This is a genomic window from Sideroxydans lithotrophicus ES-1 (assembly GCF_000025705.1).
Taxonomy (GTDB): Bacteria; Pseudomonadota; Gammaproteobacteria; order Burkholderiales; family Gallionellaceae; genus Sideroxyarcus; species Sideroxyarcus lithotrophicus.
The window spans coordinates 2,262,998-2,277,502 of the sequence record NC_013959.1 but is presented as its reverse complement, the minus strand read 5'-3'; the positions used below and the strand labels follow the sequence as shown (position 1 = coordinate 2,277,502).

Here is a 14,505-nt window from a genome sequence, read left to right as displayed (position 1 = left end):
CATGTTCGTCGCGCAAACCATCATTCCGATCTTCCTGCTGATCCTGCTTGGCGTAGCCATGCGCCATTGGTTCGGCTTGCGCGAAGACTTCTGGCCGCAGCTGGATCGGCTGATCTACTACGTGTTCTTCCCGGCACTGCTGTTCAACTCGCTCTCTCATTTCAAGATCGATGTGGGTGCGGCGATGCCGATGCTGGTCGTGGCCATGTTGTACATGCTTGCCGGTATCGCGCTGGGCTACATCGCTAAATATTTCTTCCGCGCTCCGCCCAAGGTATATGCCGCTACCTTCCAGGCATCTTTCCGTTTCAACAGTTATGTCGGCTTGGCCATCGCCGGCGGTTTGCACGGACAATACGGGCTTGCTGCCATCGGCTTGCTGATGGGCTTCATGGTGCCGGTGGCCAACGTCGCTGCAGTGCTGATGCTGGCGCGCCACAGCGAGAGCCACTGGCTCAAGGAGATTTTGCTGAATCCGCTGATCATGGCCACGGCCGGCGGCATCGCCTTCAGTCTTGCCGGGCTTGCGTTGCCGACGACAATCAACGCGACGCTGGGGCTGCTGTCACAAGCTTCGTTGCCGATGGGGCTGATCGCCGTCGGCGCCGGGCTGCACATGCAAGGACTGCACAAGGAGCGGGGGACGCTGTGGTATGGAGTGACGGTCAAACTGCTGGTGCTGCCGGCCATTGCCTGGGGACTGGCTGTGGCATTCGGTTTGAGCGGCGTGTATTTCCATATCGCCGTGCTGATGGCGGCATTGCCGGTGTCCACCGTGTCTTATGTGCTGGCCAAGCGCATGGGCGGGGACGGCAATACCATCGCGGCGCAAGTGATGCTGAGCACCTTGCTTGCCGCGCTGACGCTACCGTTCTGGTTGTTGCTGATGGGTTTGTGAGCAAGGGCGGCGCTGATCCTTGCTCACAGATGCCGCAACCGATCGTTACAGCACTAGCCGCACGCGCCGATCGCGCCGCAACTGGTGCAGAACTCGCAGCCGTCCTTCTTGATCAGCGTGGCGTTGCCGCATTCCTTGCACTGTTTGCCGACGATGGTCTTGATGCCGGTGGGCTTGATATGACCTTCCGGGATCTCCAGCACGCCCATCTGTTGCACTGGGTAGCCGTGTTCGTCGAGGATACCGAGCATGGCGTAGCGGTGGATGATCAGCTTGGCGACATAGGAGACGGTCGAAGGGTAGCTCTCCATCTTGTTGCCGCCCGGCACGCGGGCCATGAAATCGCCCAGCGGCTCGCCGAAGTTGAGCAGCTTGCGCAGCTTCATGCCGATCCATGCCGGGTCGATCACACGCATGTCCAGGCTCAGCACCTTGCACAGGCCGTCGAGGGCGCGAGGATACACTCCGGATAGCCACATCGAGTAGGGGCGGCGCTGCCCGTCCGGCAGCACCAGCTCTTTCAGGCCCAGCACGAAGTCGTCACCGGTGCCCGCGTTGGAGATGTCCACCGTCCAGCTCATGGTGCCGTCGGTGCCGGTCTTCGGTTCCTTCCTGGCGAACAGTGCATCCATCATCGGCGTGGTGACGCCCTCGGTGACTTCCAGTGCGCCCAGTTGCTCGATGCGGTATTTCAGCAGATGTGCGAATGCGGCCACCAGGCTGGGCATACGCTTCACTTCGCCGTCCGGCGGCATCGGCATGTCGAATGCATCGTCGCCAGCGGTCTTCATCAGCATCTCCAGCTTCATGCGCACCCATACCGGGTCGCGCGTGCGCATGTCCATCGATAGCGATTTAGCCAGCGCGCCAAGTCCGCGCGGTTGTTCTGCACCATTCACCCAGACCTCGAACGGATGGTTGTGCCCGTTGGTGGTATGCGACACGAAGGTGACGAAACTGCCGAGCGGATGCTTCACCACTTGCGATACCCAGCCCTCGCTGCCGGCGGTGAGCTTGGGGCGTCCCGGCCAGCGCAACGAGGCGAGGGCAGGATTGGGCGTGGCTTCCAGTACGATGCGGCGGTCCTGGTCGAACACGAAATCCTGCGGCTGGTCTTCCTTCTTTTCCGTGGTCACCGACAACACCGAGCCCAGCACGCTGTTCGGGCGATAGGTCGCCAGTCCCTTCAGTCCTGCCTTCCAGGCTTCGGTGTAAAGATCCTTGAAATCCTCATACGGATAATCGGCGGGAACGTTGACGGTCTTGCTGATCGAGGTGTCGATGTACGGCGCGACTGCAGCGACCATTTTCATGTGATCGATGGCGCTGATCTCCAACGCAGTGACGAAGGAGGGCGGCAAATGACTCACGTCGCCGCCCTGTTGTTTGAACACGCGCCAGGCGTGGTCTTCCACCGGGTAATCCTTGGTGGTGCCGTCCATCATGCGCTTCTTGCGCGTGTAGAACCACGAGAAAGCCGGCTCGATGCCGTTGGAGGCGTTGTCGGCAAAGGCCAGCGAGATGGTGCCGGTGGGCGCGATGGAAAGCAGGTGGCTGTTGCGGATGCCGTGCTTGCGTATCTTGTCCTTGATCTCGTCCGGCAGGCGCGATGCGAAGCGCGGCGCGGACAGGTATTTGTCGGCATCCAGCAGCGGAAACTTGCCGCGCTCGACGGCCAAGTCAACAGAGGCGAGATAAGCCTCGTCGCGCATGATGCGCGTGATGTCGCTGGCAAAGGCGCGCGCCGCATCGGTGTCGTAACGCAGTCCCATCATCACCAGCGCATCGCCCAGTCCGGTGAAGCCCAGACCGATGCGGCGTTTGTTCTTCGCTTCCTGTTGCTGTTCCGGCAGCGGCCATGCGGTCACGTCCAGCACGTTGTCCAGCATGCGCACGGCGACGCGCACCAGTTGCTTGAAAGGCTCGTAGTCGAAACCGGCATGTTTCGAGAACGGATTCTTCACCATGCGCGTGAGGTCGATGGAGCCGAGGCAGCAGCAGCCGTAGGGCGGCAGCGGTTGCTCGGCGCAGGGATTGGTCGCCTCGATGATCTCGCAATAGGACAAGTTGTTGTCGCGGTTCATCAGGTCGATGAACAGCACGCCCGGCTCGGCATGGTCGTAGGTGCTGGCGATGATCTGTTTCCACAGGTCGGTCGCGCGCACCTTGCGATAGATCCACTTGCCGTCTTCGCGCCGCGTTGCACCGGCTTCCTTGATGGCCGTAGAGGGTTCAGCAGAATGCACCAGTTCGAACTCTTCGTCCTTCTCCACCGCCTGCATCAGCGCATCGGTAACCCCGACCGAGATATTGAAATTGCGCAGGTCGCCCTGGTCCTTGGCGCTGATGAATTTCTCGATGTCGGGATGGTCGCAGCGCAGCACGCCCATCTGTGCACCGCGCCGGGCACCGGCGGATTCCACGGTCTCGCAGGAGCGGTCGAACACGCGCATGTAGGAGATCGGGCCGCTGGCGCGAGAATTGGTGCCTTTCACATGCGCGCCTTCCGGGCGGATGGAAGAAAAGTCATAACCGACACCGCCGCCGCGCCGCATGGTTTCGGCGGCTTGCTGCAATGCGTCGTAGATGCCGGGCTTGCCGTCATTGGTACCGGAGATGGCATCGCCTACCGGCTGCACGAAACAGTTGATCAGTGTCGCCTGTATCTTCAACCCGGCGGCGGAGTTGATCCGGCCGGCGGGTACGAAACCGTTCTCCTGGGCGAGGAAGAAAGCCTCCTCCCATTTTGCGCGCTGTTCCGGTGTCTCGGCCTGGGCCAGGCCGCGCGCGACCCGGCGACGTACGTCCTGCACAGACTTCTCATCCGCTTCCGCATATTTTTCCAGCAGCACTTCGGTGCTGATCTCTTGCGTCATTGCATTGTTTCCTTCTAAGGCGGGTTTGTTCTTGTGTCGGTCCGGATGATGGTTACTTGACGTCTGGTGTTCGGAGTCGCTACTGGATGAGGTTGAAGGCGAAACACTTTCGGTATCGAACATTATAGTACCTCCCTTTGATCGCGCAGCTTGCTTCAGCCGGAAAAGCAAAAAACCACTATATCTAGTGGTCGGACATCTGATTTGCGACTAACTGTAGTACCTCGAAAGATATATTTCAAGTGAAATCTTAAGTGGAATATTGAGCTGAGGGCTGATTTTGGCCGGGAGCGGGATCAGTAAAGATCTGATAACCATATTATAAAAATGGCAAATATGGACTTAAGTTATTTTTATCAGGTACTTCGCTTGCACCAAGATCAGGATTAAGGTGATGTGCAGGTGGAGCTACGTTCAGTTGGCGCAGTTCAGGTGCAGCTTGTCATTCTTGCCGGTGAGGCTGGTCAGCGCAGCGGAATAGATCGCATTGCCATTGCCGCATTTCCACTCTGCTGCGAAGTCCTTGCTGCAGCTCGGTGCCGGGTCTTCCAGTGCTGCCGTGTCGATGGTGAAGTCGCAATTGTTGTGTCCATCGCATTCCTTGGCGACCTGGGCCGTGGCATTGCCCGGTTTGGCATTGCAGTTGCGCCCGTAGGTCGCAGAGGTTACCTTGATAAGGCTCGATTCGGTGTTCGAGGCTGTGCTGGCAGGGGTGATCGCGACTACGTTCCGGGTTGGTATGGCGCTGATCACGCTCTGCGGGACCTTGGCATATATGTCGCGAGATTCGTCAGACTGCATGGAGATGCCGATCGCGATCAGGATGGCTCCCAGGATGGCGGCGCCTATGCGCCCAAAGCTGCCGGGTTCGATCTTGCCCTCGATCTTGCCCAGCACGGCGATCATCATGAAAATGAAGCCGGCCAGCACGAACATGCGTGCGATAGGTACGTCCACCAACCTCAAGATGACGTTCTGCATGGATATCCTTCCGGGCTAGCTCGCGAAAGAGCGCAGGCACTGTATCACACCGAAACGGGATTGAGCCGCACGTGGCGGCCGGGCGCTTCAATTACCCAACAGATTCACCAGACCGTCCAGGCCGACGAAATTCAGCGCATAACTGGCCTGCTCGCGCACCACCGGTTTGGCGTGATAGGCGATGCTCACGCCGGCCTGAGCCATCATCTTCAGGTCGTTCGCGCCGTCGCCCATCGCGATGACTTGCTCGGGCTTCAGTCCCAGTTCTTCGCGCACATGGTTCAGCCAATCCGCCTTGCCTTGCGCATCGACGATCTTGCCGGACACCTTTCCGGTGAGCTTGCCATCCACGATCTCCAGCGTGTTGGCATGGGTGAAATCGAGGCCGAGGCGCGTCTTCAGCCGGTCGGTGAAGAACACGAAACCGCCCGATACCAGCAATGTTCTGACGCCATGCTGCTTCAACTGTGCCAGCATGATCTCCGCGCCGGGGTTGAGCTGCAGGCGCTCGTCATACACGCGCTGCAATGCGGCTTCGTCCAGCCCTTCCAGCAATGCCACGCGGCGGCGCAGGCTCTCGGCGAACTCGATCTCGCCGCGCATCGCAGATTCGGTGATCGCTGCCACCTGTGGCTTCAACCCCTGCATGTCGGCGATCTCGTCGATGCACTCGATGCTGATCAGCGTCGAATCCATGTCCATCACCACCAGGCCGAAATCGGAAAGGCGTTTGTTGCGGGGTACAAAGCCGTAATCGATCCGGTGTTCGAAACAGTAGGCGGCGATCTCGGCGTGCAACTTTGCTTCGGTCAGTCGATACAGATGAGTCGCGACCTGTTCGATACGTGCCGCGCTGGAAAGCCGGGCAAGATGCTCGACCTGGGCGGAGGGGATGTCGTGGGTGGCTTGGAGGATCAGGTTCATTATTTTGTTGCGGCGAGGGCATTCGCGCCAAAGTCAAAAAAAGCGCTGCATTTTAATGCAACGGCAGACAAACACGGCAAGAAGTTGCGCTCGGGGCATTGGTCGCCCGCTCATTGCTGGCGTGCCTGTTGCGCCTTCATGATCTTCGGCAGATTGGTCTCGATCCAGTCGATCAGCGAATCGACCTGGCGGCCGATCGCCTCCCCCAATGGAGTCAGCGAATACTCGACATGCGGCGGCACGACCGGCAGGGATACGCGGTCGATGAAACCGTCCTTTTCGAGTTGCTGCAGGGTTTGTGCCAGCATCTTCTCGCTCACCCCGTCGATCTTGCGCCGCAGATCGCTGAAGCGGTGGGTTCCCTCCATCAATGCGACCAGTACCAGCACGCCCCAGCGGCTGGTGACGTGATTGAGTATCTCCCGCGAGGGGCAGGCGGCGGAAAACACCTCACCCCGCCGTTGGGCGATCTTCGAGATGCGCGAATTGACTTGTGGCATGACACTTACCTTTTTGTACGTACTTACATAAAGTAAGTGTACAGGATAAGCTTCGGCTCACCAATCCATTAACTATAAATCACGAAAGGAAACATCATGATCGTCGTCACTGGAGCCACCGGACAACTGGGTCATCTGGTTATCAAGGCATTGCTGAAGAAGGTCCCGGCTTCGGGCATCGTTGCCGCTGTGCGCAATGTGGACAAGGCCAAAGACCTTGCAGCATTGGGCGTGCAAGTGCGCTTTGCCGATTACAACCAGCCCGCAAGCTGGGACGCAGCGCTGAAAGGCGCGGACAAAGTGCTGCTGATCTCGTCCAGCGAGATCGGTCAGCGTGCGAAACAGCACAAAGCCGTCATCGATGCAGCCAAAAAGGCAGGTGTGAAACTGCTGGCTTATACCAGCGTGTTGCGCGCCGACACTTCCCCGCTTGGGCTTGCCGCCGAACACAGGGAGACCGAGGCTTATATCCGCGCCTCCGGCGTGCCTTTCGTATTGCTGCGCCATGGCTGGTACACGGAGAACTACACCGCAGGTATCCCCGGCGCACTGGCGCATGGCGCCGTGTATGGCTGCGCCGGCAATGGCCGCATCTCATCGGCCGCGCGTGCCGACTATGCGGAAGCCGACGTTGCTGTGATCGCGGCAGATGGACAATCCGGGAAAGTCTATGAACTGGCAGGCGATAGCGCTTACACGCTGGCTGAGCTGGCGGCAGAGATATCGCGTCAGTCCGGAAAAGACATCGGCTACGTGAACCTGCTGGAAGCCGAGTACAAGAATGTGCTGATCAAGGTGGGGTTGCCGGAACCGGTCGCCGACTTGCTTTCCGATTCGGACACGGGCGTATCCAAAGGTGGGCTATTCGACGACAGCCATCAATTGAGCAAGCTCATCGGCAGGCCGACGACACCGTTGGCTGTAGCAGTAAAAGTGGCGATGTAAGAAGAGGGGGCGGGCCTTAGCCTGCCCCTGATTGAATGATGAATAAACTGAGCAAACCGGATAATGCTGGCGATTTGAGGTATATCGCGTTTTATTCTGAAATATTCAGGCTGCACGTGCGTGTTGAACATCCAGCGGATACGCACCATTGGCGCGCGCCTCCAGCAGCACCACTTCAACAGTGGAACCGTCTTCGGCATAACTGATGTGTGTATTCCAGTTTTGCGAAACTTCGCGCACGATCGGTTTGTCCGAAAGTCGGATAACGAGAATGTCGTCTTCGTCGAAATAAGTAGTGTGCATGGCAACCTCCTACAAAACCGTGAAATGGTGCATGACCGTTTTAACGACCACGCAATCTTCCAATACCAGAATGGCGCACAACAAATTATCGTGCCGTGCCGGGAATTCCTTGAACGCCCACAAGTGGGTTGTGTCCTTGTATCGCGTTTCGCCCGAATCAATCACCTCAAGCAGCATCGTATCGCTGATTTCTCGTTCCTCCATGCGTATTCGCGCATGGGCAGAAACGACAACGGGACGTTGAAAGCGTTGGCTGAACATATCAGGCGACACTCCTCAGTTGAGGCTGATGATGCGCCATTTTAGCGGATATTTCTGATAGCGTTTATCACTAGCTCGATATATGGCGCTGCAATCCCCGGCGGTGTTGGTTTTGCGGAACGTTCATACTTCGACAGGCTCAGCCCGAACGGGCTGAATACTTACTTCAATTCCCCAAAGAAATTCCTGACCGCCAACACCCGCTGCTGCAGATCCCCATACTTCAACTCGATTCGCAGCTTGTCCTGCCCCGCCATCTTGATATGCCGCTTGCTCTGGATCATGGTGATGACCTTCATCGGGTCGATGGGCGGGTTCGGCACGAACTGGATCACGATGGCTTCACTTGAAGCGTCCACCTTGCTGATGCCGAGCGGCTTGGCGAGGATGCGCAGGCGGTGGCTGTCGAGCAGGGTCTGCGCGGGTTCGGGCAGCAGGCCGAAGCGGTCGATGAGTTCCTGCTGCATGTCGTCCAGGTCTTCCTGTGTGTCGCAGTTCGCCAGCCGCTTGTAGATGATCAGGCGCTGGTGGATGTCGCCGCAGTAGTCGTTGGGCAGCAATGCGGGCGTGTGCAGGTTGATCTCGGTGGTCACGCCCAGCGGGTGTGTCATGTCTGGTTCTTTGCCTTGCTTGAGCGAAGCGATGGCGGCAGCGAGCATGTCGTTATACAAACTGAAACCGATCTCCTGCATCTCGCCGCTCTGCGATTCGCCCAGCACTTCGCCGGCACCGCGTATCTCCAGGTCGTGCATGGCGAGGAAGAAGCCGCTGCCCAGTTGTTCCATGGCCTGGATCGCTTCGAGGCGTTTTTTCGCCTGTGCAGTGAGGCCGTCCATGCTGTCCACCAGCAGGTAGGCATAGGCCTGGTGGTGCGAACGACCGACGCGGCCGCGCAGCTGGTGCAGTTGCGCGAGGCCGAAGCGATCGGCGCGGTTCATGATGATGGTGTTGGCGGTGGGCACGTCGATGCCGGTTTCGATGATGGTGGAGCACAGCAATACGTTGAAGCGCTGGTGGTGGAAGTCGCGCATCACCGCTTCCAGGTCGCGTTCGCCCATCTGGCCGTGGGCCACGCGGATGCGCGCTTCCGGCAGCAGCGTCTCCAGCTTCTCCAGCATGTTGGCGATGGTGTCGACCTCGTTGTGCAGGAAGTACACCTGTCCGCCGCGCTTGAGTTCGCGCAGCACGGCTTCGCGGATCACACCCTGGCTGAAGCCGCTGACGAAGGTCTTGATGGAAAGGCGGCGCTGCGGCGCAGTGGCGATCACCGAGAAGTCACGCAGGCCTTCCAGCGACATCGCCAGCGTGCGCGGGATCGGCGTGGCGGTGAGCGTGAGCACGTCGACCTCGGCGCGCAATGCCTTCAGTTTTTCTTTCTGCTGTACGCCGAAGCGGTGTTCCTCGTCCAGGATGACCAGGCCGAGGTTGTGGAACTTCACGTCCTTCTGGATCAGCTTGTGCGTTCCGATGACGATGTCCAGTTTGCCGTCCGCCAAGTCCTTCAGTGCCTGCGTCACCTCTTTGGCCGAGCGGAAGCGCGACAGTTCGGCGATCCTGATCGGCCAGTCGGCGAAACGGGTGGAGAAGTTCTGGAAATGCTGTTCGGCCAGCAGCGTAGTCGGTACCAGTACCGCTACCTGCTTGCCTTCGCTGGCCGCAACGAAGGCGGCACGCAACGCGACCTCGGTCTTGCCGAAACCGACATCGCCGCAAATGAGGCGGTCCATCGGTTTTCCCGATTGCAGGTCGAGCAGCACGGCTTCGATGGCGGCGGCCTGGTCGGCGGTCTCCTCGAAGCCGAAGCCGGCGGCGAACGCCTCATAGTCGTGGTAGGTGAGCTTGAACGCATGGCCCTTGCGCGTGGCGCGCTGGGCATAGATGTTGAGCAGTTCGGCGGCGGTGTCGCGCACCTGCTGCATGGCGCGGCGCTTGGCCTTGTCCCACGCACCGCTGCCCAGCTTGTGCAGCGGTGCGGCTTCCGCCGCGCCGCCGCTGTAACGGCTGATCACGTGCAGCTGTGAGACCGGCACGTACAGTTTATCCTCGCCCGCATATTCCAGCAGCAGGAACTCGTTCTCGCCTTCGCCGAGGTCGAGGTTCACCAGCCCCCGGTAGCGCGCGATGCCGTGCTGCTCGTGCACCACCGGGTCGCCCGGCTTGAGTTCGGACAGGTCGCGCAGCATGCCTTCGACGTTGCTCTTCCTGGCGGCGCGATTGGCTCTGCTTCTGGGTTGCGCGGCATAGAGTTCGGTCTCGGTGACGATGGCGAGCTGTTCATCCGGAAGGCTGAAGCCGATCTGCACCGGGCCGACGCCGAGCATGAACTTGTCTTGGCCGGCGAGGAATGAAGCATAGTCTTCGCACACGGCAGGCGTGAGGCCGTATTCCTTCAGGTAGCCGGACATGATCTCGCGGCGGCCGAGGCTTTCGGCGAGCAGCAGCACGCGTCCGGCATAAGCACGCAGGAAGTCGGCGAACTTCTGCGTGGGGACTTCGGCGCGGCGATCCACGGCGATGGGTGGGATTGCGGCGGTCGAGCAGCGGGTGGTGTTTTTAGAGTCTTCCCTCACCCCAACCCCCTCCCCGGGGGAGAGGGAGCTTAAATTCCCCTCGCCCTCTGGGAGAGGGGCTAGGGGTGAGGGAGCGCTCGCGGCAATCACATCTATCCGCGCGAACTCTTTCGCCCGGATGAAGAACTGCTCCCCATCCAGGAATAGCTCCTTCGTCTCCAGCAGCGGATGCTGCGGGTCGCCGCGCAGCAGGTTGTAACGCGAGGCGGCATCCTTGCCGAAACTGGTGATAGCCTCGTCCACGTTGTGATGCAGGCACAGTGTGGCGATCTTCGGCAGGTAGTCGAACAGCGTCGCGGTCTGGTCGAAGAACAGCGGCAGGTAGTACTCGATGCCCGCCGGGGCGATGCCCTTGCTCACATCCTTGTAGATGCGGGATTTGGACGGGTCGCCCTCGAAGCGGTCGCGGAAGTTCTGGCGGAAGGTGGCCTGGCCTTTCTCGTCCAGCGGAAACTCGCGCGCGGGCAGCAGGCGTATCTCCGGTACCGGATACAGGGTGCGCTGGGTATCGACGTCGAAAGTGGCGATGGTCTCGATCTCGTCGTCGAACAGGTCGATGCGGTAGGGCAGCACGCTGCCCATGGCGAACAGGTCGATGATGCCGCCGCGCACGCAGTATTCGCCGGGGGTGAGTACCTGCTGCACGTGGTTGTAGCCGGCCAGCGTCATTTGCTGGCGGAAGGCGTCGAGGTCGAGGCGTTCGCCCTTTTTCAGGAAGAAGGTGTAGGCGGCCAAGTATGAAACCGGCGGCAGCGGGTACAGCGCAGTGGTTATCGGCACCACGATGACATCGCAGGCGGAGGTTGAAGATTGATTCTCTCGTTCGCTTCCTCTCCCGCTTGCGGGAGAGGATTGAGGAGAGGGGCGGGCGGTTTGTTGCCCGATGCTGCGGATATGGTGCAGCGTGGCCAAGCGCTCTGAGATCAGGTCCTGGTGCGGCGAGAAGTGATCGTAAGGCAGCGTTTCCCAGTCGGGTAATAAATGAACCCTGAGCTTGGGGTCGAAAAACGGGATTTCTTCCACCAGTCGCTGCGCCTCCAGCGCATTGGCGGCGATGATCACCAGCGGAGAGTGTTGTACGGCGTATTGCGCCAGGGCCAGTGCGTCGGACGAACCCTGCAGGTTCGAATAGCGCGGACGGGAATGTTTGGACGAGAAAAGCACGGCGGACAACCTGAAACAAAGGCGCGCATTATACTCTCGACATTGGGCGCTGATGACAGCGCCCAATGGTTGCGCCGGCCCATGGGAATTCCCGACCAATGGGGCTATCATCCGTCGCATGATCATATTCTGGTTGCGTACTACCGGAACGAAGTGAGCCATGCGCAACGAACAGCAAATCCTGACTGTGCTTTACGAGATCACCCTGGCCATCGGTGGCGAGGTGAGCGTGAAGCCGCTGTTGACCAAAACCTTGCAGCAGCTGCTTTACCATACATCGTTCCCGGCGGGCCTGGTGTTCCTCGATCTGCCGCCCGCAACCGGTGCGGCGTCAGTCGAAGCCCGCCTTGAGGCGGTTGTCGGGGACTTCGAGCTGGTCGAAAGCGTCGGTCGCATATTGACGCTGCCCTCGGCATTGCTGCGCGGCGGCCCCGAGTTGCGCAAGGACCCGGACTTGCTTGGATCGCTGCATGGCGGGGGGAATTCTTATTCTGTTTTTCTGCGCCTCCCCATCGATGGCAATGGCGTGATCCTGTTGCTTGGGCAAAACCTTCCGGAAAGCGAGCTGCCGTTCACGCGCATCTTCCAGCCGGTGATGGCGAATCTGGCCAAGGCGATACTGCTATGCCGGCAATTTGATGCCTATAGCGCAGGGCTGATCACCGAGCGCGATGCAGCCCTGGAAAGCCTGCGCAAGGCCAATCGTGTGCTGACGACGCTGAGCTCGGGCAATGAGGTCCTGGTGCGGGCCAAGGACGAGACCATGCTGCTGCGGGAAATGTGCCGCGTGGTGGTCAAGATCGGCGGCTATCAGGTCGCCTGGGTCGGCTATGCCCAGCAGGATGAGCAAAAGTCGGTGCGTCCCATGGCGCAGTATGGGGTCGCGGCGGATACCTTTGCGAACCTGCGTCACACCTGGGCTGATGACGAGTTCGGGCGCGGGCCGACAGGCGCGGCCATCCGCAGCGGCGAACTGCAGGAGGTAAAGGATGCCTATACGGATCCGCGCTTTGCCCCCTGGCGCGCGGAAGCGATCGCGTGCAAGTGTGCCTCCATACTTGCGTTGCCGCTGATGGATAGCGAGGGGCATGCTTTTGGCGCCATCACCATCGATGCCGCCGAAACGAATGCCTTCGACGAAGAGGAGATCCGCCTGCTGCGCGAACTTGCCAGCGATCTCGCTTACGGCATCATCAATCTGCGCAGTGCTGCGCAACTGCGCAAGGGACTGGAAGATGCGATCCAGGCGATCGCAGCAACTGTGGAGATGCGCGACCCCTACACTGCAGGACATCAGCGGCGCGTGGCGCAGCTTGCCGTAGCGATCGCCACCCGCATGGGGCTGGCACCGGAACGCATCCACGGCATCCGCCTCGCCGGGACGGTGCACGATGTCGGCAAGATCGGCGTGCCGGCGGAGATCCTGAGCAAGCCCGGGACGCTTGACGGTACCGAGTTCAACTTGATCAAACGGCACCCGGGAGTCGGCTATGAGATTCTCAAGGACGTCGATTTCCCCTGGCCCATCGCGCAGATGGTGCGCTCTCATCATGAACGGCAGGATGGCTCCGGCTATCCGGACGGGTTGAAGGGCGAGGAGATACTGCTCGAAACGCGCATCATCGCGGTGGCCGATGTGGTTGAAGCCATGGCTTCCTACCGTCCCTATCGCCCCGGACTGGGTATGCAGGCAGCACTGGAAGAGATCGTTGCCAACCGCGGTGTGAGCTATGATGCGCTGGTGGTCGATGCCTGCTGCCAGGTGATCGAGGCGGGATTCGCGTTCGCCTGATCGCTCAATCCCGCGTTCGGATTGCGGGAGTTTGGTAAACTCCTGCCCATGTCCGATTTCTACGCTTTAGTCCCCGCCGCCGGTTTCGGCGCACGCATGGGCAACGAGTTGCCCAAGCAATATCTCGATCTGGCCGGCCGGCCGATGATCTGGCACGCGCTTTCCACCCTTTGTGCCAATTCCAATATCAAGACCGTGTTCGTGGTGCTGGCGCCGGAAGACGAGTATTTCGCGCGCTACGACTGGTCGCATTGCAAGGACAAGCTGGCACCGCTGTATTGCGGCGGCAAGACGCGAGCCGAGAGCGTGGAGAACGGCCTGCTGGCATCCGAGCTGGAGCCGGACGACTGGGTGCTGGTGCACGATGCGGCACGGCCTTGCCTGAGTGCGCACCTGCTGGCGCGCATGATCGCCGAACTGCGCGACGATCCGGTGGGCGGCATTCTGGCGGTGCCGGTGGCGGATACCCTGAAGCGTGCCGACGCCCAGCAGCGCATCGCCCATACCGAGCCGCGCGAAGGATTGTGGCAGGCGCAGACGCCGCAGATGTTTCGTGCCGGATTGCTGGCGGAAGCATTGGCCCGTTCCAGCAACATCACCGACGATGCCGGAGCCATCGAAGCGCTGGGGCTGCAACCGAAACTGGTGGCCAGCGACACCAGCAACTTCAAGGTGACCTATCCGCAGGACATCGTGCTGGCCGAACTGTTGCTTCAACAAGGAAAATGACCATGCGTATCGGACAAGGTTTCGACGTTCACCAACTGGTGGCGGGACGCAAGCTGATCATTGGAGGAGTGGATATTCCGTTCAGCAAAGGCCTGCTCGGTCATTCCGATGCGGACGTGCTGCTGCATGCGATCTGCGACGCATTGCTGGGGGCGGCGGCGCTGGGCGATATCGGCAAACACTTCGCCGACACCGATGCGAAATACAAGGACATCGACAGCCGCCTGCTGTTGCGCGACGTGGCGAAGAAGATCGAGGCCGCCGGTTATCGCATCGGCAACGTGGACGCCACCATCATCGCGCAAGCGCCGAAGATGGCGCCGCACATCCCGCAGATGGTCACCAACATCGCCGCCGACCTCGGCATCGCGCACCACGCCGTGAACGTGAAGGCCACCACCACCGAACATCTCGGCTATACCGGCCGCGGCGAAGGCATCGCGGCGCAGGCGGTGGCGTTGTTGCTGGTGGCCTGATGGAAACCTCTTTCAATCTACTGCGCAATTCGATAGCGGCGTTGCGCGGTGCTCACTCCCTCGCCTACCCACAGGTATGTTTCGGT

The 14,505-nt window shown here is 60.2% G+C and carries 12 protein-coding genes; 5 read left to right on the top strand and 7 right to left on the bottom strand.

Annotated elements, in window-relative coordinates:
* The first annotated feature begins 1 nt into the window (after position 1).
* Positions 2–898 carry an AEC family transporter gene (locus tag SLIT_RS11195; protein WP_013030368.1) on the top strand — a complete coding sequence of 299 codons (897 nt, stop codon included), beginning with the start codon at positions 2–4 and terminating at the stop codon, positions 896–898.
* A gap of 53 nt (positions 899–951) precedes the next feature.
* Here the strand turns inward: SLIT_RS11195 and SLIT_RS11190 are convergent, their stop codons facing one another.
* The 4 genes from SLIT_RS11190 to SLIT_RS11175 all read right to left on the bottom strand — a co-directional run bounded on the left by SLIT_RS11190 (position 952) and on the right by SLIT_RS11175 (position 6,179).
* Positions 952–3,774, bottom strand: coding sequence for an adenosylcobalamin-dependent ribonucleoside-diphosphate reductase (locus SLIT_RS11190; protein WP_041420863.1), 2,823 nt, complete (start codon positions 3,772–3,774; stop codon positions 952–954).
* Positions 3,775–4,188: 414 nt separating this feature from the next.
* Entirely contained in the window at positions 4,189–4,755 is a 567-nt protein-coding gene (locus SLIT_RS15340) for a hypothetical protein (RefSeq protein WP_013030366.1), read from the bottom strand.
* A gap of 87 nt (positions 4,756–4,842) precedes the next feature.
* Positions 4,843–5,679, bottom strand: coding sequence for a phosphoserine phosphatase SerB (serB, locus tag SLIT_RS11180; protein ID WP_013030365.1), 837 nt, complete (start codon positions 5,677–5,679; stop codon positions 4,843–4,845).
* 110 nt (positions 5,680–5,789) lie between these two features.
* Positions 5,790–6,179: a winged helix-turn-helix transcriptional regulator gene (locus SLIT_RS11175; protein ID WP_013030364.1), complete on the bottom strand. Its 390-nt coding sequence runs from the start codon at positions 6,177–6,179 to the stop codon at positions 5,790–5,792.
* A 96-nt stretch (positions 6,180–6,275) separates the two neighbouring features.
* Between SLIT_RS11175 and SLIT_RS11170 the strand changes: the two genes are divergently transcribed.
* The gene (locus tag SLIT_RS11170; RefSeq protein WP_013030363.1) at positions 6,276–7,124 is read left to right on the top strand and encodes an SDR family oxidoreductase; all 849 of its coding nucleotides are present in this window, start codon (positions 6,276–6,278) and stop codon (positions 7,122–7,124) included.
* A 105-nt stretch (positions 7,125–7,229) separates the two neighbouring features.
* Here the strand turns inward: SLIT_RS11170 and SLIT_RS11165 are convergent, their stop codons facing one another.
* The 3 genes from SLIT_RS11165 to mfd form a co-directional block, all read right to left on the bottom strand.
* The gene (locus SLIT_RS11165; protein WP_013030361.1) at positions 7,230–7,427 is read right to left on the bottom strand and encodes a DUF2283 domain-containing protein; all 198 of its coding nucleotides are present in this window, start codon (positions 7,425–7,427) and stop codon (positions 7,230–7,232) included.
* 9 nt (positions 7,428–7,436) lie between these two features.
* Positions 7,437–7,688 carry a DUF4258 domain-containing protein gene (locus tag SLIT_RS11160; RefSeq protein WP_013030360.1) on the bottom strand — a complete coding sequence of 84 codons (252 nt, stop codon included), beginning with the start codon at positions 7,686–7,688 and terminating at the stop codon, positions 7,437–7,439.
* A 161-nt stretch (positions 7,689–7,849) separates the two neighbouring features.
* Entirely contained in the window at positions 7,850–11,422 is a 3,573-nt protein-coding gene (mfd, locus tag SLIT_RS11155; RefSeq protein ID WP_013030359.1) for a transcription-repair coupling factor, read from the bottom strand.
* Positions 11,423–11,582: 160 nt separating this feature from the next.
* On the opposite strand from mfd, the gene SLIT_RS11150 reads away from it, so the two are divergent.
* From SLIT_RS11150 to ispF, 3 genes are read left to right on the top strand one after another with little or no spacing between them, the layout of a single operon-like run.
* Positions 11,583–13,214: an HD domain-containing phosphohydrolase gene (locus SLIT_RS11150; protein ID WP_013030358.1), complete on the top strand. Its 1,632-nt coding sequence runs from the start codon at positions 11,583–11,585 to the stop codon at positions 13,212–13,214.
* Positions 13,215–13,262: 48 nt separating this feature from the next.
* Positions 13,263–13,943 carry a 2-C-methyl-D-erythritol 4-phosphate cytidylyltransferase gene (gene ispD / locus SLIT_RS11145; protein ID WP_013030357.1) on the top strand — a complete coding sequence of 227 codons (681 nt, stop codon included), beginning with the start codon at positions 13,263–13,265 and terminating at the stop codon, positions 13,941–13,943.
* A gap of 2 nt (positions 13,944–13,945) precedes the next feature.
* Entirely contained in the window at positions 13,946–14,419 is a 474-nt protein-coding gene (ispF, locus tag SLIT_RS11140) for a 2-C-methyl-D-erythritol 2,4-cyclodiphosphate synthase (protein WP_013030356.1), read from the top strand.
* Positions 14,420–14,505 lie beyond the last annotated feature (86 nt).